Source organism: Affinundibacterium macrobrachii, from assembly GCF_014652415.1.
Classification (GTDB): domain Bacteria; phylum Pseudomonadota; class Gammaproteobacteria; order Burkholderiales; family Burkholderiaceae_D; genus Undibacterium; species Undibacterium macrobrachii.
The window spans coordinates 684,967-705,517 of sequence record NZ_BMYT01000001.1 but is presented as its reverse complement, the minus strand read 5'-3'; the positions used below and the strand labels follow the sequence as shown (position 1 = coordinate 705,517).

Sequence of the window (20,551 nt, the reverse complement as noted above, 5' to 3'; positions counted from 1 at the left end):
AATGAGTAAGCAAAGGCGCAATCAATTACTTCAATCTTATGCCAGAATTTACTGGACTTTTTGCGTGTCTTTCTTGGTCACTATCATTGGTTTTTCTATGCATGAAGTTCGTGCGCAAACCACCATAGAATTTAATAGCACAGGCGGAACGAATGCAACGAATGGCCTGCATTTTTATATAGACAGGTCGAGCAAGATACAAGTGCGACGTTTGAATAATACTGGTCAAGTTTATAGTCCGACTGCCTTACCACAAACCAATCCAAATAGCTTAAATAATGGTGTGTTCATTCGTGCCAATGGACGCTTGTATGGCCCATCACACACCGTCAGCACCTTTAACCCAAGTGGCGGTATGTATAACACTTACAGTATTTCAGCCGCATTACCTGCTAATCCAGCTGTTCCTGGCGTCCAACAAAGAGCGACAAATTTATTGGGTATTACAAATGGCCCGCAAGTATCAATTTTGTGGAAGTACACCACACCATTTGATTTTTTAACCGCAGAAGTGACTTTGACGATTCCCGCTGGCTATGCGGTTAGCGCATCTAATCCAGTGCGTTATTATCATGTGTTTGATACTTACCTTGGTGGTAGCGATAGTGGGTGTGGTGTGAATGTTGCCGGTACCTATCGCATAGTGGGAACTTACTCTAGTCTGGGTGGTGCTAATCCTTGCCCAACCAGCACCGCATTACCGACTGCAGGAACTATCGTAGAGTCTTTCCGCGAACGTGCGCCACCAACGCCGCCACTTGGCGGTAGTACTGTCGGTACTTTCAGTAGTTATTGTGCAGCGGGTTGGAATACATTTTTCTCCAATGGCTCTCCGAATTGCTCCGTTCAACAAGCAGGTGCATTGAGCAACACCATTACAACGACCTTGCAAGATACAGGGATAGGTATAGCCTATGATTTTACCGCGCCCGGTGTGTACACCTTCAGTTATGACTTTGTGATTGGATCAACCGTGGTACCGGATTACGATCATATCGAAATTCGTCATGATGGCAGTGCAACGCAATGTCCTGAACCAGTTCAAGTGCTTGCCTGTACTTCTCCTATCGTTCCATGCCCAGATTTGAATATTGTGAATACGGGTACGTTAACTGGATCTATTTCTTTTTCTCCTACCGCAACTGGAACGAGTTGGACACCGTCGACTTTTTCTTTGGGATCGGCTGCTAGCATCGCGAATCTCGTTCTTCAAGCCAATGCTGCGTCTGCTGGCACATACACGATGTTCGCTAGTGGTTTGAGTAAATTGCCGCTGAATGGTACGCGCTGTGTAGTGAATGGTGTAGCGCAAGCAAGCTGCCAAATAACGATAGCCAATACACCTTGTGTTGCTAAATTCGAGTGTATGGAAACTGGTTTAGCGTATGTTGAGACTGACCGCACTCCGCTGTATACGAAATTGGCCAACACAGGCTTTCGTTTTGATGTTTTAGCGCTGCAAGCATCTGGCGCACTTGCCAACGCCTATACTGGAAATGTCGTTGTTGAACTCTACGATAAAACGAGTGCAGCGTCGTGTTCCGCTATAACGCCAATCGCATCACAAAATTTAACTTTTGCAGCGGCAGACAATGGTAGAAAAACACTCACTGCAGATTTGCTGCTTGCCAGAGCCTACAAACATGTAGGATGTCGAGTGCGTGAAAGCGCAGGCGTTGCACCTGTGACAGCTTGTTCGTCGGATGGATTCTCAGTTCGTCCAACCAACTTTACAACGATTACTTCAAGCGCCAATGCAGATGCAGCAGGAAATAACCCAACAGCAACGCCAATCATTACTGCTGGTGCGAACTTTAGCTTAACCGCAAATACTAGTGTCGTTGGTTACGATGGCACGCCTAAAGTGAATCCTGCTTTACTTGAGTGGTTGAATGTTCCGTCCGTGATCAATGGTGGTAGGCCAGCACCTGGCACTGGAAATCTAACCGGAGAATTTACGCTTGCCGCCAATTCGTTAAACGGAAACGGTGCTACAGGTAGTGAATTTAAGTATGACGAAGTTGGCTATTTTAGATTTAAACCACGCGGCGTCTATGACGATAGTTTTGTCAGCAGTTCTGGATCCGCTGACGTGGCGAATGGCGATTGTACGAATGACACATCGAATAGCCTGGTTGGTGGTAAGTATGGATGTCAGTTCGCTAACCTCGCACCAACGAATTATTTTGGTCGATTTATTCCCCATCACTTTTTAATTAGTGGTGCGGCTGTTGTTGAAGCCTGCACGCCCGCCACAGCATTCACCTATTTTGGACAAGATGGATTCACCACTAATTTCACAATGACTGCGCAAAACAGCACGAACACGACAACGCAAAATTACACCAGCGTTTACGCGAAATTTATTCCTACAGTCTACGCAAGTTACGCATTCACAATCAGCGGTGCCCCTGCTGGCGCGGTACTAAGTTCTAGTGCGACAGCACCGACCGGCACATGGCTTAGCGGCACGCTAAATGCGTCAGCAAAGCATCAAATCTCTCGACCAACCGCTTTAGCGAATGAAACCTTGATCGATGTCTTGGCGAATCCAAGTGATGGCGAGGTTCCCGCAGGTACTGCGGTTTTACTAGGAAAGAGTTTGCAACGCTATGGTCGTTTGAAGTTGCAAAGTGCTTACGGTTCAGAAATGTTGGATTTGCCTGTGCCATTTTTTGCTGAATATCGAATCGCTGATCAATGGAGAAGAAATAGTGATGATAGTTGTACGCCTATCCTTGCGCCAAGTTCCGGTAACGGCCTGATTTTTTATAGTCCAGAAACGGCAACGAACAAATTAAGTGCGGGCGAAACCATTGCGACGGTGAGTGCGACAGGGAAGTTGGTTGCTGGTCAGAGTCAATTAAAATTTTCCAAACCTGGCTTAGGTAATAGTGGTTTCTTGGATATGGATATTCCGGTTAGCAATTGGCTTAAGTTTCCTTGGCGAGGTGGTGCCACGGCAATTAATCCAACAGGTAAAGTCAAATTTGGAGCATATAAGAAATCAAATCAATTTATTTATGTGAGAGAAGTTCATTGAGCTGAGAGTTCGACTGCAGCGATGCAGCGATCGCGCCACGTTCATTTCGCACTTGCACAATACAAGTCGATCAAGTGGGCGAACATCATCAATACGACAACAAAACAAAGCGCAATGATTGACAACAAGCTCATATTATCTTAACGTCAAGCAATATTGCTGAATTGGGTTTACGCATGGGATTATTCTCAAAAAATAAGAAAAACGCCGAAATCATGGCAATTCGTCTTGGTAAGGATGGGCTTTATTCTGCCTCGGTTCGATTTTCCTCAGGTGGTTTGCCGGTCTTAGAATTTCTATCGTTTTATCCGAAAGCCGAACAAGCGTGGCCAGTATTGCTAGAACGCTTGGCGCGCGAGACACCAGCCAAGCAAAAGCAATGTTTATTGCAGTTAAATGCAAATGATTACCAATGGTTTGCGATGGACGCACTCAATGTGCCAGCGGATGAATTAAAAAATTCACTCGTTTGGCGTCTGAAAGAATTGATTGATTATCCAATTGAATCGGCCAGTTTTGATGTTTTAACGGTTCCCGGTGATATACAAAATGGTGGACGCAATCAATCATTAATTGCCATCGTAATCGCGAATCAGCAGTTGTCACTTCAGCAAAACTTGTTTGCCGATGCGAAGTTACCCTTGAGTGTGATCGACGTGCCCGAGATGGCGCAACGAAACCTTTCCGTTCGCCTCGAGGTCGAAGGGCGTGGTTTGGCAATGCTGTCGTTTGATGTACATGGTGGATTATTAACCGTCACCTATGGTGGTGAATTGTATTTATCGCGGCGATTGGATATCACCTCAACTGATTTAGGCACGCAAGATATACGAGAACGTGATGCGAGTTTTGAGCGAATTTCTTTAGAATTGCAGAGATCGCTGGATCACTTTGATCGTCAGCATAATTACATTACGACAGCAAAGTTGGTGGTGTCTCCATTAGGTGAGGTCGCAACATTGTTACAGCAGTATTTGGCTAGCAACATGTATTTGCCTGTTGAGATTATGGATCTCGCTCAGATCGTCAATTTAGAGAAAATTCCTGAACTGAAATCGGCTGAACGACAAGGGGCATTTTTGTCGATCATTGGTGCAGCTTTACGTCAAGAAGCGAGTGCTACATGAGTCAGCAAATCAATCTTTTTAACCCAAGTTTATTAAAGCGAAAAGATTACTTTTCTGCTTTGAACTTGCTTGTTTTATTAGCACTCAGTTTACTGATTGTCGTCTTGGGATTTGTTTATACGCGTGCGCAAGTAAATACGGCGAAAATGAATTCTGAGCAGGCCGCGAACAAGCTCACGACTTTGACCAACCAAGTCAATGCCTTACGTGAAGCGCATGCCGCACGCTTAAAAAATCCGGCGCTGGCGCAAGAGCTAGCGGCAATTGAATCATCGCTATTACGTCGCCATCAAATTGCGCAAATTTTACAAAATAGTCAGTTCGGAAATACCGATGGATACTCGTCTTATTTAAGTGCATTTGCGCGTCAGATTCCGCAGAATTTGTGGATTACAGGTTTTACTTTGGAAGGTGCTGGTTACGATTTGATTTTGAATGGACGCACTTTGCAAGCTGAATTAGTACCGCTATATGTGACACAGTTAAAGCGTGAGCCAATTATGCAAGGTAAGACATTTTCGACCTTGCAAATGGAAAGACCGATGTTGCCAGTGCCTGCTGCCGTCAGTGCCGCTGATCCAAAAAAATTGCCAGAGCCCGCACCTTATCTTGAATTTCAATTGCATTCGACTGGCATGGCAGAAAAAGCAGACAAAGAAAAAACAGCGGGGGCTAAGACACCATGAAGAAAATATGGCCCAGTCTCTTGGCAAAAATAGATGCGTTGTCCATGCGTGAACGCGCAATATTATTTGCGCTATGTAGTGTTGGCGTGCTCTTGCTTGGCTTTACGTTTTTGATTGAGCCACAGTTGAAGTTGCAAAAGACTTTTAAAACACAGCAACAAACACATCAAATGCAAATAAATGTGTTGCAGGGAGAACTCACACAATTGTCGAGTTCGATGCAGCAAGATCCTGATGCAGATGTAAAAGCGAGATTGGCAGAGGCAAAGACAAGGCTGACGTTAATGGACGCTGATTTGTCAAACTTACATAAGAAATTGGTCGCACCAGATAAGATGGATGCGCTGTTGCAAAATATCTTAAAGCGAAATAAGCGTTTGCAATTAATCTCTTTGAAGAGTCTACCTGTGGCGAATTTATTCGAAATCGAGAAACCCAATGACGGCGCGACTGTTGCACAAGTCAGCACGCAGGCTTCGGTGAAAACGACGACGGATGTGAATCAAATAGCGGCGAATAAGTTAACTACGATTAACCCTGACGAGCTCAGCATTTATAAACATGAGGTGGAGTTGGTTTTGGAAGGAAATTATCTCGACATGCTGGCATACACCAAAGATTTAGAATCAATGCCAGAACAGGTGTATTGGAGTCGAGCGAATTTGCAAGTGATTGAATACCCAAAAGCGCGTTTGAGCCTACAGATATTTACATTGAGTTTGGAGAGAAAATGGCTCAATTTGTAAATCCATTATTACTAGTTAGTGCCTTGCTATGCGTTGGACATTCTTTTGCAGCCACTAGCTCGTCGGTATCACAAAATTTGCCAGATCCGACCAAACCGCCTGCGAGTATTTTGAACCCAGCAGGCATTGGCGAGCAAGAAAGTGGACCGGTATTGCAATCGATCTTGCTATCGGCCAATCGTAAGATTGCAATCATCGATGGGCAAGCGATTAAACTGAATGGTAAGTTTGGTGACCAAACTTTAATTAAGATGACGGAGTCAGAAGTGGTGTTGAGACGAGGAAAGCAATTGCAGACGCTAAGTTTGCATCCAGATCTTCGAAAAAAACCAAGTCTGGAAAGCACTAAGTTGAAATAAACGATGTCTTAGAAAACGTGGGTGAAACATACGTGTAGATATCGATTGAATCAAGTTAGCGACAATATGAGATTAGTTGGACCAAGGGTTTAAAAATGAAAAAAATTGGGCTATCAGTTTTGCTGTTTAGTATGGTCGCCGGGTGTGCGATGCCGCCGTCACGTCAGGAAACTTACGACTTGATCAAGAGCGAAATGAGTAAGGCGACAGCTTCCAAGGCGAAAGCAGCTGAACCAGAAGCGGTTGCAGCTTCTTTGTTGCCGCCATTAAATGTCGATTTACCGCCTGTACGCAAACCGTTGGAAGAGCGTTTTAATCTCAGCTTTAGCAACGCACCTGCGGCACAGTTTTTCATGGGAATTGTCGCTGGTACTCCTTACAATATGTTGGTGCATCCTGATGTGACAGGGAATATTTCCGCGAATTTAAAAGATGTAACTTTGTTTGAAGCCTTAGATGCGATTCGTGAGTTATACGGTTACGAGTACAAGGTGGAGGGAAGTCGTATTTACGTCAAACCTTTGACTTTGCAGACTCGTGTTTTCCAAATTAATTATCTAGCTTCCGTGCGCAAAGGTAGTTCTGATATCCGCGTTACATCTGGCTCTGTTGCGGATGCGATATTGACTGGAAATCCAAGTGCTAACTCTTCTAATGGGCAAGGAAACACGCCAACTAATGCGCCAAGCAATGGTGCCAGTCAATCGGTGAACTCCAGCAAAATTAACACGACTTCGAATAATGATTTTTGGTCAGAATTAAAGGCGTCTCTAGATATTCTTGCCGGCAGCGGACAAGACGGCAGACAAGTGGTGATTAACCCGCAATCTGGTGTGGTGGTGGTGAGAGCGATGTCGGACGAGATTCGCAATATCGCTGCGTATTTGAAGGCGACACAATTGTCCGTCGACAGACAGGTCATTCTTGAAGCGAAAATCTTAGAAGTTGAGTTAAACGATCAGTATCAAACGGGGATCAATTGGGCTTCGTTCGCGTCGCTCAAATCTTCGCCAAATAGTGCCGCATCGATTGGTTTCTTAACGCCAGGTACGACCTTGAGTACGACAAGATTGACTACCGATGGCACTGGAATTGACACAATTACTGGTCTCAATTTAGGGGCAGCATCGCGTGCTGCGGGTTCTTTATTTGGCCTCGCATTTCAAACATCTAATTTCTCTGCGCTGTTGTCGTTTTTAGAGTCGCAAGGTAGTGTGCATGTATTGTCTAGCCCACGTATCGCCACCTTGAATAATCAAAAAGCGGTTTTGAAAGTGGGTAAAGATGAGTTCTTTGTAACGAGTCTAAAGACTACGCCAGGCGTGGTCAGCACGGGGGGGAATACGGCACCAACCGTCAGCGTTGAAGTACAACCATTTTTCTCTGGAGTTGCGCTAGATGTTACGCCACAAATTGATGACGAAGGCAATATCATTTTGCATGTGCATCCATCTGTGAGCAAAGTAACGACAATAGAAAAGACGGTCAATGCAGGTACGGCTGGATCGGTAGTTTTGCCGTTGGCGTCGAGTGTCGTATCTGAAACGGATAGTATCGTCAGAGGTCAAAATGGGCGTATTGTCGCGATCGGTGGTTTGATGCGCCAATCGAATTCAGATGACCGTTCACAAATTCCTGGCGCTGGCGAAGTGCCATTGCTCGGTGGCTTGTTTAGAAATACAAATCAGATCTCGCAAAAGCGAGAATTAGTTATTTTGATTCGACCAACCATCGTCGAAAACGACGGCGCTTGGGAGCAAGACTTATTGGAAAGTCAGAAGCGCATCGAAGAGATGACACCGCGTTCACGCTTGGAAAAGAAGGTAAAGTGAATCCCTTAGTTGATTTGTGGCGACGTAAAGAGTTCGCTTGTGCGCCGGTTCTTGTGGAACGATTTTCATGGTAAGAATGAGTACCTATAAGTCGCATTTCGGATTGCATGAGACCCCGTTTGGGATTACACCAGATACCAGTTTTTTCTTTTCATTTGGTAGCCATTTGGAGGCACTGAATACCTTACTGGTGGCAGCGCAAAATGGTGAAGGGTTCATCAAGATAACTGGCGAAGTTGGTACTGGTAAGACTTTATTGTGCCGCCAGTTTTTGAAAATGCTGGGCGATGATTTTGTTAGCGCCTATATTCCCAATCCTTTTTTAGAACCGCGTACCTTGTTACTCGTGTTAGCAGACGATCTCGGAATTCCGCAAGAAAAAGATAGCGAGCAACACGAAGTATTAAAAGCGATCAATTTACATTTGCTGAATTTGGCCAAGCAAGGAAAGCGTGTGTTAGTCTGCATCGATGAAGCACAAGCCTTACCGATAGAGACGCTTGAAGCAATTAGATTGTTGAGTAATCTAGAGACCGAGAAACGTAAGCTGTTGCAAATTGTTTTATTCGGTCAGCCTGAATTAGATAAGCGTTTGGCTAGAAATGACATCCGTCAACTTGCTCAGCGTATTAGTTTTCACTACCGACTACGTTCGCTGAATTGGGAAGAAACTAGTTTCTACATACAGCATCGACTTCGTGTGGCGGGCTTTAGTCAAATTCGTTTGTTTTCACGATCTGCGATCTTCGTACTTTGGTTAGCAAGTGCTGGCGTACCAAGGATGCTGAATATTTTGGCGAATAAAGCGATGATGCTTAGCTACGGTGAGGGACGCGCTGGAGTCGGAGCGCGACAAGTCATTGCTGCGATTCGAGATACCGAGGCCGCACCAGGCTGGAAGCGCATATCATCAACGCTGGCCTTGTTCGGCCTTGCATTCGTGGTTGGAGCTTCTTTGCTCTTTGGCTTTAATTGGAAGTTTGGCGTATGAGTTTGATCAATCAAATGCTGCAGGATCTGGAGAAACGTGGTGAAACAGAAGATCAACAGCCTGCCGCTCGTTATACTCAATTAGGTAATCACGCGCCTAATTCTGCATCGAATAAGACATGGTTTTTTGTTTTCTTTGCTTTCGTTGTGGTGTTCGTCTTGGTTTGGTTTCGTGATTCGCTATTTACGAAATTCAATGTGGTAAGTCAAAAAACATCAGTGTCAACACCTGTGGTGGCTGTATCGCAAGCGTCCGGCCCATCGGCTTCATCCATCGCGCCTGCTGATGCGATCGCAAAGTCGGCAGAGGCTGCGTCAGAAATACCTGCTGACCCAGGTACATTTGGTTTGAGTTTAAAGTTGAGTACGCAAGTAAATGTTCCACCGGCAACGAGTTCATCCGCTTTCATCTTATCAAATGCCACATCAGAAAATGCAGCATTAGAAATGGGAAAGCGAGATCAGCGTGCTGAAGCCAGTGACATGCCGAATAATGGATCACGAGATGCTCAGCAACGCGCAAGCGATTCCTTATTATCGAAAGCGCCAGTGTTGAAAACTGACGAGATATCGAGTGCAGAGTCGCAGAAAATTTCAAAAATTACTACACCCAATTTAGCAAACAAATCACTCACGCAAGCGGGAACTCAAGCGTCAGCAAATAGTAGTCCAAATTCCCAGACAGTGATGATTAAAGAGGTGTCGGCGCAACAGCGCGCAGAGGGAGAATATAGACAAGCGACCGTCTATCAACAGCAAGGTCGTCAAACCGAAGCGTTACAGGCATTGGATGCAGCGCTAAAATCAGATCCTTTGCATAGCGCTGCACGGCAACTCAAAATATCACTGTTGTTAGAGGCAAAGCGCCACGACGAAGCAATACGCGAATTGAAGCAAGGCTTGCTGGTCGAACCAAGTCAATTAAATTTTTCAATGATTTTGGCGCGATTATTAGTCGAGCGCGCGAAACTCAATGATGCGATTGAGGTGTTACAGAAGAATCAGGGACTGGCACAAGATCGACCAGATTACCTCGCTTTTCTCGCAGCACTTCAACAAAAGACTGGGCATCATAAAGAGGCAGTTCAGCTATATCGCCAAGCTTTAAAGAAGCATAGTCAGAATGGCGTGTGGTGGATGGGACTCGGTATCTCTTTGCAAGCAGATGGTATGAATCAGGAAGCGATTGAGGCCTTTAAGCAAGCAAAGATGCAAGGTGGAATTAGCGCGGAGTTACAAGCGTTTATCGAGCAAAAGATAGAGGTCTTGCAAAAATAGTTGCCTCAGCAGATGGTTAAAAACACTTGGCATTTTAACTTCATGTAAATTTGAATTCTGCTGCAATCCACATAAATTGAGCCGAATTTCTGGTAATTCATCCAAAAAGTCAGTGAAATTGAATAAAAATCGCAAACTATTGCCGTCTGCATGTCTGCAAGTCCGTAAAATAGCGCTTTAAGTTATTTTCGCAAAAGAAGAAAAAGTATGTCTATACAATGGTTCCCCGGTCATATGAACGCGGCTCGCAAAAAAGCGGCCGAGACGATGGAAAATACCGATCTGGTGATTGAAGTACTGGATGCCCGTATTCCACAAGCTAGCTGCAATCCTATGGTGGAGCAACTTCGTAACTTTCGTCAGCGTCCTTGTTTGAAAATTCTCAATAAAAGTGATCTTGCCGATCCTCATGCAACCAAAGCATGGTTAGCGTTTTATAACGCGCAAAAAGGCGTTAAAGCGGTGGCAATGAGTTGTAAAAAGCCTGCCGATGTTGCCAAGGTGCCGGGTTTTGCATTGGAGATGGCTCCGCATCGCGGCGTGCCGACCAAGCCTTTGCGTATGATGATTATGGGCATTCCGAACGTCGGAAAATCGACCCTAATGAATGCGCTATTGAAAAAACGCGTTGCCAATGTCGGCGACGAACCTGCAGTGACAAAAGTACAGCAACGTTTGTATCTTGGTAAAAATATGATTTTGACCGATACGCCTGGTATGTTGTGGCCGAAGATTCAGCATCCAACTGATGGTTTAATGCTTGCTGCGAGTCATGCGATTGGTGTGAATGCCTTGATCGAAGAAGAAGTTGCTACATTTTTAGCCGAACTTTTGTTGCAACGCTATCCGCAATTTCTAGCGACGCGCTATGGTTTCTCAACTGAGGGAATCGACGCGGTTAGTGTGATTGAGGCCGTTGCTAAAAAACGCGCTTATCGCTTGAAAGGCGGCGATTGGGATTTTGAAAAAGCAGCACATACTTTGTTGCTCGATTATCGCAGCGGTGCGCTCGGTCGCGTTAGTTTAGAGACACCCGCAAGTCGTGAACACTTATTGGCGACTTACGTGCCACCTGTTTTGCTAGGTCAAGGCAAGAGCGTGGACACCGGCATGATGGAAGATGCGCTGGAAGATGAAGACGAATAATCCCGTCGGATAATTTTCTCCATCATTGCATTACACCAGACACTTCCGAAATTAATTGCTTAGTTGTGCATATCTTTGACCGTTCTCTATGGAAGAAAATAGACTAGCCCGTTTCATCGCTAAACTCATTTTTAGTGCGGGTATTTCTTACCTCGCTTGGCAAGGTTTTGAGAAACTGAAAGCAGGCTACGGCCCGATTGGCTTGCTGTTGGTTAGTATGATTTGGGGACGTTTATTTCCGCGAGAAATCATTAGTGTATTCTCATTTATCAAGCGGTCAGCCTATAGCTCTGCGCTGTTGCCTTGGCATGGAAAGTATTTTAGTTTTGATGGTCGACAAATTCGGTTCTATTTGGTTCTTAAAACTATTTGGATTCCGATAGCAGATGTTGAGCGTATTCTTGAACCCAAATTACAGCCGCATGAAGTTGTAGCATTAGGCCTTCAATACGGGAAAATTCCTGAGCAAAATATGCATGGAGTGACCGAGGGTGGCTTATTAGAACTGCTTAAAACGCGCACAGAAGGCGGGCATACCAACTATAAGATGATTCGTTTTAAGCGCTGGCTTTTATCGAGCGCATTTGTGAATGTCAAACGACTACCGGAGTCGGCGACTAAGAGCATCAAATAAATGTACCTGATTGGTAGTTTGGTTGTGCGTATGAAATTGGTACATCAAATAAGTGTATTAAGTAAACACATCGAAAAAAATGATAAGGATAATTTATGCGTCTGTTGATTAAGTTGGCGTTTGCTTCAGTGGCATTTTCTGCGCAAGCACAAGTGCTGCAAGCGCCCATCGTTAAAGAACCCGTATTGCGTGCGCATTTGGCTTTTTTAGCCGATGATTTATTAGAGGGGCGAGGCACTGGACAGCGTGGCGGTGATTTAACTGTCGCTTATCTTGAATCGCAGGCAAAATTAATTGGACTACAGCCGCTGTATCCTCAGCAAGCGTCACCGTATCGACAAGCAGTCAAGTTGATCGGCTCACAAACTTTGCCATCCAGCCTTATTCAATTGTCCGTTGCAGGAAAGACGATTTCGCCTGAACTTGGGGCTGAAGTATTGGTGAGTGCAACCAATGGAAGCACGCAAGGAATAGTCAACGCACCAGTGGTATTTGTCGGCTATGGTGTGCGCGCACCAGAAGAGCAGTGGGATGATTATAAAGGACAAGACTTGCGTGGTAAGTTTCTGATTATGTTGGCGAATGATCCGCAGCCAACAGCTGAACATCCTCAACGTTTCGCTGGAAAAGCCATGGCTTATTACGGTCGTTGGACGTATAAGTTTGAAGAAGCCAAACGACAAGGTGCGGCCGGTGTACTGATTCTACATACAACGGAATCTGCCGCGTATGAATGGAATGTACCGCAGACTAGTTTTAGTCATGAGCGATTTAATTTGGCGGGTGCAGGAAATGCGGTTGAGGGTTGGTGGCGTGAAGAAAGTGCGAAAAGCTTCTTCCAACTTGCTGGTTTTGATTTGGCAAGTTTGAGAGCAGCTGCTGAACGTAGTGATTTTAATCCTGTGCTATTGCCGGCACAAATTCAGATCAATATGCAGAGCAAAGTGCGGCAAGTTGAGCAATTTAATGTGATGGGAATGGTACCTGGCACCGATCCAAAATTAAAACATGAGGCGGTAATTTACTCGTCGCACTGGGATCACTTAGGGATCGTTGAAGAGGTCGGCAAACCAGCACAGATTTGGAACGGTGCAATTGATAATGCAAGCGGAACCGCGGCTTTGCTGGCGATGGCGCAAGAAGCTGTGAAACGACCAGCTAAACGCACACAGCTTTTTTTGTGGCCAGCAGCGGAAGAGCAGTATCTACTTGGTAGTCTGGCTTATGTACGTGAACCAGCATGGCCTTTGAAGGATACCATCGCAGATTTAAATTTAGATAGTATGAACTTTGTTGGCAAGACCAAGGATATTGGAATTGCAGGCAGTGAACGCAGCACACTTTATGATAGCGCATTGAAGGTAGCGAAGAAAATGCAATTGGCAATTGCGCCTCCTGTACTCGATTTGGGTGGTGCTTTTTATCGTGCTGATCATTTTAGTTTTGCGCGGGTTGGTATCCCTGCATTTAATGTTGGTTCCGCAGTTTTTTCTGGTGATGGCCATTTTCACTATCAACACGAGCCAGAACAATCGGCAAAGAAAATGAAGCACTTTAAAAATGATTATCACACGCCACGTGATCGTTATGACGCTAGTTGGGATTTAGACGGTATGCAACAACAAGCGCAATTCACACTAGAACTTGGTTATGAACTAGCGAACGCTAAGACTAAACCAAAATGGCGTGTCGGAGATCCATTTGCAAAATTGCGCCCTTAGCGCTTCTCCTTGTCGTTAGTGCTTGCGTGGATTCTAATGTTACCGCTAGACAAAAAAGCTGCACAAGTTGGAGAACTTGTGCAGCTTTTTATTTGGGTATTTGCTTTGGTCGGTAATGAACTATCTAAGCTCTCGAAGCTAGCTTATCCATTGATCACTTTGCGTGTGTACGACTCTAAGTAGTCCATTAAGTTATCAGCACCTTGTGCCGCGGCGGCTTCATTTCCATCAGCGATACCTTGCGCCAGTAACATATGACAACGTGCAGCTTCATGCATATCGCCTTCGTGCTGATATGCGTACCAAAAACGGCGACATTTGATGATCAGTGGGATCACTGCGGAAACTGCTGAGGGATTACGGCAGGCTTCATGAATGACTTGATCTAGCGCCATATCGGCAGCCATAAATTCATCTAACTTTCCATGGCTGGCGGCTAACACCATTTGTTCTCCACAGGACAAAATACTTTCGCGCAATTGCGGATTAGCGCGTCTAGCGGCACTGCTGGCGATGAGTTTTTCGATGACTCTACGTGTCTCGATCAAGGTCACGTGTTCGGCCGCTTCGATGTCTTTTACGATCAAGCCTCGTCTTGGCAATTGCACGATCAAACCATTAGATGACATACGCATCAACGCTTCGCGTAAGGGTGTTCTACCAAGTCCTGTAATTTCAATTAATTCGGATTCTACAATCGGCGCACCTGGCTTGAGTTGCAGGGTCACGATCATATTTTCTATCGCATCATAAGCGATATCAGCGGCACGCATTTTGGCAGGAGTTGAGGCTTTAGTTGATTGCATACAATGATTGTTGTGAAATTTATCATTGGATTATAAGTTATTCGCCCCATTTTCCTCAATTTTCTTTTGAATTTATCCCCTTTTTTCATACAAAAAAAGCGACAAAGGAGTTTTTCGGTGTAACACAAGCTCTCGATAGCGGTGTATTAAAGTAAAACTTGCCATTAAAGCAGTAAGTTCATGTAAGTTGGGCGAGATAGACAGATTTTTAACTGAAGACTCTGACGTGAAGAGTGAAAAAAATTACCACTAGACTTTATTCGTACTGACAATATGCGGAGAAGTAGATTCACGAAAGCATTGCAGATAAGTGCTTACATCAGGATGATTGGTATGTGTGTATTTGTCTTAATTTGGCGATGTTTGTTGTATTCAAGTTACTCAATTTAACCAATTTAGGATAATATAAGTTGAAATTTAAATAATGATTTGTGCGCTTGGTATTTGCGCATATTTTATGAATATACGGGTCATATGCGGTACTTATATTAAACTTGGTTCTTATTTATGTTACAAAATACTATGCGAACTAAATTGAGTTTGATTGAAAACTCTGGAAAACAACTTTTAGCCAATCATATTGCGGATGTGTTCTTTGTTGAGCCCTTGTTTGATGCAATGCCAGATTTGGTTTTTTTTGTTAAAGACACACAAGGTCGTTATGTGGTGGTCAACCAAACCTTGGTGTCGCGTTGCGGCTTTAAAGATAAAGAGCAACTAATCGGGTGTACCGCAGCGGAGGTTTTTCCTGCATCTTTAGCAGAAAGCTACAGTGAACAAGATGAGCTTGTTTTGCAAAAAGGCTATGATGTTAAAGATCAGCTAGAACTTCATTTGTATCCAGATCGTGATCCCGGTTGGTGCCTGAGTAATAAAATCGCGCTGCGCGACAAAGATCATCAAATTATCGGTTTATGCGGTACTTCACGCGATTTGGGTATGCCAGATCAACGACATCCGGTTTATCACCGAATTGCTGCAGCGGTTCGGCACATACATACGCATTTCGGTGAAAACGTACCGATGGTGGAGTTGGAACAAATTACCAATTTATCGGTGGCACAAATTGAGCGTTACTTTCATAAGATTTTTTCATTAACGCCGCGTCAATTCATGATCAAGGTGAAGCTAGATGCCGCAACTGCAATGCTGGTTGATCGTCAGCGCAGCATTACTGATATCGCCGCAACTTGTGGTTATCAAGATCACAGTGCATTTTCTAGAATGTTTAAATCGACGGTTGGTATGACGCCTTCTGAATACCGAGAAGTGTTGTTGTCAACCACAAAGTGCGAATGATGTTGTATTTTGTTAGTTCTCGCATTTGATCTTTCCGCTCGCCATTGAGCACGCATACAATCAATTTAATTTTCTACATGATGGCATACGAAACAGGGAATTTATTCCCTGTTTTTATGTCCAAAGACGCTTAGCAATATTTGGTGATCTCGCTAAATTATTGTTTACGTAGAAAAAATCAAAACGGATCATCGCTCGGTTTCTTCGCCTTGATCTGGCAATTTATTTTATTCATGATTGACTACATGATTCACCCAACACCGGATTCAGTGAATGGGTGTCGTGATTTTGCTTCCACTTGAGGAGACTATATGCAAGTTCGTTGGCGACTAAAGCCTGTTTCTGTTTTTATTTTGAGTGCACTGAGTTTGGCATCAATCGGTGCCAGTGCCCAAATCGCTACCTCGAGAGTGGAAGGGCTGCGTGAAAGTAATCCGCGTTGGCACGCCTTGACGGGGGCGCGATTGGTGGTCGCTCCGGGTAAAGTGATTGAGAATGGCACTTTAGTTTTGCGTGATGGCGTGATTGTTGCAGCTGGACCCAATTTGCCAGTACCGAATGGTGCAAAGGTCTGGAAATTAGAAGGTAGGACGGTTTATCCCGGCTTTATCGATATGGCGAGTACGGTCGGCGTGCCAGCTGGATTATTACCCGCGCCAGTCCTCTCTGGACCAGCAGCTGCAGCGCGGCCGCCAGCACAAAGAGTTTTAAATAGTCGCGCTTTAGCCAGTGAGAATTTCCGTGTTCGTCCGGAACAAGATGTTGCTAGTCAGTTAGAGCTACGCGCTGATGAAATAAAAGCAGTGCGTGAACTTGGTTTTACCACTGTGTTGGCGGCGCCAGGCGCTGGTATTTTCCGCGGACAAAGTGCCTTGCTAAACTTAAATGGAAACGATAATGCAAAATCAGTCGTGCTCAATTCGCGTGTTGCACAGCACATGGCGAATGAGTTGGAATTTGGGCGTGGTGCGGGTTATCCAGGTTCATTGATGGGCGTGATCGCGCAGGTTAGACAAACTTTTTACGATGCGCAATGGTATCAACGTGCGACCGAGAGTAAGTTAAAGCAAGAGCGTCCACAATTGAATGAGTCGCTAGATGCCTTAAAACCTGTACTCGCAGGCCGGCAACCGATTATCTATGCAACCGACAATGAACAGGCTTATCAACGTGTTGCCAAGATTCGCGACGAGTTTAAATTGCGCGTTATTTTGCAGGGTAACGGTTATGAATATCGTCGGACTCAGCATCTGAAATCAGGCGGCATGCCTGTCATCGTTCCTTTGTTGTTCCCGAATGCACCGGAAGTCGACAATCCAGATATGTTGCTTGATACCTCATTGGAAGCGATGCAGCATTGGGAACAAGCACCAGCAAATCTCGCTATGTTGGATAAAGCAGGTGTTGAATTTGCGATTACCTCTGCTGGCTTAAAAGATCCTAAAAAGGATTTTTGGAATCGCTTACGTCAAGCGATTCGTCGTGGCTTAAGTGTCGAGCAAGCGCTAGCGGGCTTAACCACGACGCCTGCTAAATTACTCGGTGAACAAAAGCGACTCGGTAGTTTGACCCCAGGCCATTTAGCGAATTTGGTGGTCAGCAGTGGTGACATGTTTAGTGATGATAAAGCGAATATTGAGATCACTTTTGTTGATGGCAAAGCTTTCGTGACCGAACACTACAATCGATTCGAATTACGCGGCAGTTGGAATGTCAGTAGCAATGGCAAATCACAAGTCTGGAATATCACAGGCAACGCTGCAAAGCCTATGCTAAATATCGATGGCGTGAATGTTGATCTGAGCCTACGTGATAATCAATTATTGGCACGTTATGGCGATACTGCGATTATCGCTGAAGGACGTGGAGATCAATTAACTGGCACGATACAACAAGGGCAGGGCAAAGCGCTCAGTTGGAGTGCGACACGCGTGAAAGCCGTTACCGCCGATGCCACGCCAGCAAAAGTAGAGAAAGCCGCCGCCGCGTGGAATCAACTGTATCCGGCTGGACCTTATGCAATCAATGAACCAGATCGTCCAGCCGCGGTGTTAATTAAAAATGCAACGATTTGGACCAGCGGAAAAGCTGGCAAGTTAGAGCAAAGTGATATGTTGGTCGTCAATGGAAAAATCAGCGCAATTGGTAAAGACTTAAAGGCAGCAGCGAATACTGAAATCATTGATGCCAGTGGCAAACACCTTAGCCCAGGTATTATCGATGCGCATTCTCATACTGCAATGATGCAAGGCGTGAATGAGGGTAGTAGTTCGATTACTGCCGAAGTTCGTGTGGGTGATGTAATTGATGCGAGTAGTATTAATATTTATCGTCAGTTAGCTGGTGGTGTAACGACCGCCAATGTATTGCATGGTTCTGCCAATACCATCGGCGGGCAAAATCAAGTGATCAAGATGCGTTGGGGCTCAGATGCAGAAGGCTTGAAATTGGATGGTGCATTCCCTGGAATTAAATTTGCGTTGGGTGAAAACGTCAAGCAATCGAATTGGGGTAATGAGGCGACCGGACGTTACCCACAAACGCGTATGGGTGTTGAGCAAATCTTGCGTAGCGGATTTTTGGCGGCACGTGAATACAAAGCCGAGCGCGAAGCGTGGCGTAAATCACCCACCACGATGGTTGAACCACGACGTGATTTGCAAATGGATACCTTGGTAGAACTGCTCGACCGTAAGCGCATGATCCATATTCACTCTTATCGGCAAGATGAGATTTTGATGTTTGCCCGCGTGGCAAAAGAGTTCAACTTATTGGTCGGCACTTTCCAACACGTGATGGAAGGTTACAAAGTGGCTGATGAAATCGCGGCTCTCGGTGCTGGTGGTTCTACCTTCTCTGACTGGTGGGGCTACAAAATGGAAGTGAGCGACTCAGTTCCTTTCAACGGTGCTTTGATGCATAAAGCAGGTGTGGTCACGAGTTTCAATTCGGATAGTGATGAATTAGCTCGCCACCTCAATACAGAGGCAGCAAAAGCGGTGAAATATGGTGGCTTGTCTGAAACCGAGGCATTGAAATTTGTCACCTTAAATCCAGCAAAACAATTGAAAATCGATGACAGAACCGGTTCTTTAGAAGTTGGTAAAGATGCAGACTTTGTGATCTGGAATACCAGCCCATTGTCTACCTTTAGTCGTGCAGAACAAACATGGATTGAAGGTCGTCGTTATTTCGATTTGGCAAGTGATGCACGTTTTCGTCAACAGGCGCAAGAAGAACGCCAACGTATTGCAACTAGTGTGATTGCTGCGCGTACACCTCAAGCCGCAACTGCCAACCGCGCCAAAGATGCGATTTCAGAGAAAGTCAGTGCTCCAAAATCTGCAGCTGAAATGTTAGAAGCGAATCGCGCTTATTTGGAGTTGCAACATTGGATGCACATGCTCAGTAAACATCGCACAGGATATTGGGTGGGGGCTGAAGAGCACGAATGTACAGGAGCAGAATAATGAATCAATTACAAAATCGTTTCTCTGCCGGTTCAACTCTACAATCAAAAAACATGATGAAGAAAACTTCACTCTCTCGCCGTTTCACCATTGCTTTTGGTGCTAGCGTATTTTTAGCTCTTAGTTCGAGTATTGCTCAAGCATCCGACAATGTTCCTGCGGCAGCGCAGAAAACACCTTTGTTATTTAAAGGTGCAACCTTACATACAGTCAGCGGTGAATCGATTGTCAATGGCAATATGTTGGTTGATAAGGGAAAAATCGTCGCACTAGGTTCGCAGCTGACTATTCCAGCCAATGCAAAAGTAGTCGATGTGAGTGGCAAGCATATTTACCCCGGCATGATTGCCGCAAATACGGTGATGGGGCTAGCCGAAGTACAGTCGGTTCGCGCTACTTTGGATTATGCGGAGGCTGGTGCAATCAATCCGAACGCACGTGCCTTAGTTGCGGTCAATCCTGATTCAGAATTGATCACCACGGCAAGAGCAAACGGTGTGTTGGCAACTTTATCGGTACCTAACTCACCAGCTGGCTTAATCAATGGCACATCGGCATTGATTCAATTGGATGGCTGGACTTGGGAAGAAATGTCGGTGCAGTCTGAAGTTGGATTGCACATTAGTTTGCCAAATTTGCGCTTTAATCCTGAGTTATTTCCTGCACCATTTGATTCTCGACTAGAGGAAATTCGTAAAGCGAGTGCGCAGCGTTTAAAGATGTTGGAAGATGCTTTTGATTCTGCGATCGCGTATCGCGAAGCACGTGCGCAAAATGATGGAACCAAGATTGATGTGCGTTGGGAGGCGATGCTGCCAGCGATCGCAGGAAAACGTCTGGTGTTTTTCCATGCGCAAGATGTGAATCAAATTCGTTTTGCACTTAATTTTGCCAAGCGCTATCAATTGAAAGCGGTGATTGTTGGTGGTGCCGATGCGCCTGTATTAGCGGATCTCCTCAAGCAACAGCAAGTGCCGGTCATTGTGACTGGTATCCATAAATTGCCTATGCGTCGTGGTGCGGATTATGACGCTTACTACACCGTTGCTGCGAAGTTAGCCCAAGCTGGCGTGCAATTTTGTATCGCTAGAGCAGGTACCGATGACGATGCGCCAAATGAGCGTAATTTGCCATACGAGGCAGCCGTTGCCGCCACCTTTGGTTTGGATGTGAAAGAAGCCTTGAAGGCGATTACTTTGTATCCTGCGCAGATACTTGGTGTTGCTGACCAATTGGGTTCCTTAGAGGCAGGGAAGTTGGCTAACTTCTTTGTTACCAACGGAGATCCCTTGGAAACGACAACCCAAGTTGAACAAGTCTACATTCAAGGTCGTGCGGTGGATACAAGTACCAAGCAATCTCGTTTAACCGAGAAATATCAGCAGAAGTATTTGCAAAAGACACAGCCTTAAGG

At 45.2% G+C, this 20,551-nt stretch carries 15 protein-coding genes; 14 read left to right on the top strand and 1 reads right to left on the bottom strand.

Annotated features, from left to right (window positions below; genetic code table 11):
• Nucleotide 1: 1 nt before the first annotated feature.
• The 11 genes from IE103_RS03225 (at nt 2) to IE103_RS03175 (ending at nt 13,562) form a co-directional block, all read left to right on the top strand.
• The gene (locus tag IE103_RS03225; protein WP_189344541.1) at nt 2–3,043 is read left to right on the top strand and encodes a DUF6701 domain-containing protein; all 3,042 of its coding nucleotides are present in this window, start codon (nt 2–4) and stop codon (nt 3,041–3,043) included.
• A gap of 176 nt (nt 3,044–3,219) precedes the next feature.
• Nucleotides 3,220–4,170 (top strand): type IV pilus biogenesis protein PilM, encoded by a 951-nt coding sequence (locus tag IE103_RS03220; RefSeq protein ID WP_189344540.1) that lies wholly within the window; start codon nt 3,220–3,222, stop codon nt 4,168–4,170.
• The gene (locus tag IE103_RS03215; protein WP_189344539.1) at nt 4,167–4,856 is read left to right on the top strand and encodes a PilN domain-containing protein; all 690 of its coding nucleotides are present in this window, start codon (nt 4,167–4,169) and stop codon (nt 4,854–4,856) included. The genes IE103_RS03220 and IE103_RS03215 overlap by 4 nt, the downstream gene beginning before the upstream one ends.
• Nucleotides 4,857–4,900: 44 nt before the next feature.
• A complete protein-coding gene (locus IE103_RS03210) occupies nt 4,901–5,602 on the top strand; it encodes a hypothetical protein (protein ID WP_189344538.1) in 702 nt (233 codons plus the stop codon).
• A complete protein-coding gene (locus tag IE103_RS03205; protein ID WP_189344537.1) occupies nt 5,587–5,961 on the top strand; it encodes an MSHA biogenesis protein MshK in 375 nt (124 codons plus the stop codon). The genes IE103_RS03210 and IE103_RS03205 overlap by 16 nt, the downstream gene beginning before the upstream one ends.
• A 95-nt stretch (nt 5,962–6,056) precedes the next feature.
• Complete coding sequence (gene mshL, locus IE103_RS03200; RefSeq protein WP_189344536.1) at nt 6,057–7,793, top strand: pilus (MSHA type) biogenesis protein MshL; 1,737 nt, start codon at nt 6,057–6,059, stop codon at nt 7,791–7,793.
• A gap of 67 nt (nt 7,794–7,860) precedes the next feature.
• Entirely contained in the window at nt 7,861–8,784 is a 924-nt protein-coding gene (locus IE103_RS03195; protein WP_229827035.1) for an ExeA family protein, read from the top strand.
• A complete protein-coding gene (locus IE103_RS03190) occupies nt 8,781–10,061 on the top strand; it encodes a tetratricopeptide repeat protein (RefSeq protein WP_189344535.1) in 1,281 nt (426 codons plus the stop codon). The genes IE103_RS03195 and IE103_RS03190 overlap by 4 nt, the downstream gene beginning before the upstream one ends.
• Before the next feature lie 207 nt (nt 10,062–10,268).
• The gene (gene ylqF, locus IE103_RS03185) at nt 10,269–11,207 is read left to right on the top strand and encodes a ribosome biogenesis GTPase YlqF (RefSeq protein ID WP_189344534.1); all 939 of its coding nucleotides are present in this window, start codon (nt 10,269–10,271) and stop codon (nt 11,205–11,207) included.
• A gap of 88 nt (nt 11,208–11,295) precedes the next feature.
• Nucleotides 11,296–11,841, top strand: coding sequence for a BRO-N domain-containing protein (locus tag IE103_RS03180; RefSeq protein WP_189344533.1), 546 nt, complete (start codon nt 11,296–11,298; stop codon nt 11,839–11,841).
• A 95-nt stretch (nt 11,842–11,936) separates the two neighbouring features.
• Nucleotides 11,937–13,562 carry a M28 family peptidase gene (locus IE103_RS03175; RefSeq protein ID WP_189344532.1) on the top strand — a complete coding sequence of 542 codons (1,626 nt, stop codon included), beginning with the start codon at nt 11,937–11,939 and terminating at the stop codon, nt 13,560–13,562.
• Between the two features lie 143 nt (nt 13,563–13,705).
• Here the strand turns inward: IE103_RS03175 and IE103_RS03170 are convergent, their stop codons facing one another.
• Entirely contained in the window at nt 13,706–14,368 is a 663-nt protein-coding gene (locus IE103_RS03170; RefSeq protein WP_189344531.1) for a GntR family transcriptional regulator, read from the bottom strand.
• 522 nt (nt 14,369–14,890) lie between these two features.
• On the opposite strand from IE103_RS03170, the gene IE103_RS03165 reads away from it, so the two are divergent.
• From IE103_RS03165 to IE103_RS03155, 3 genes are all read left to right on the top strand, one after another.
• On the top strand, nt 14,891–15,667 hold the full coding sequence (locus tag IE103_RS03165) for an AraC family transcriptional regulator (RefSeq protein WP_189344530.1): 777 nt from the start codon (nt 14,891–14,893) through the stop codon (nt 15,665–15,667).
• A gap of 311 nt (nt 15,668–15,978) precedes the next feature.
• Nucleotides 15,979–19,137 carry an amidohydrolase family protein gene (locus IE103_RS03160; RefSeq protein ID WP_189344529.1) on the top strand — a complete coding sequence of 1,053 codons (3,159 nt, stop codon included), beginning with the start codon at nt 15,979–15,981 and terminating at the stop codon, nt 19,135–19,137.
• Nucleotides 19,137–20,549: an amidohydrolase family protein gene (locus IE103_RS03155; RefSeq protein ID WP_189344528.1), complete on the top strand. Its 1,413-nt coding sequence runs from the start codon at nt 19,137–19,139 to the stop codon at nt 20,547–20,549. Before IE103_RS03160 ends, IE103_RS03155 begins: the two co-directional genes overlap by 1 nt.
• Nucleotides 20,550–20,551: the final 2 nt, after the last annotated feature.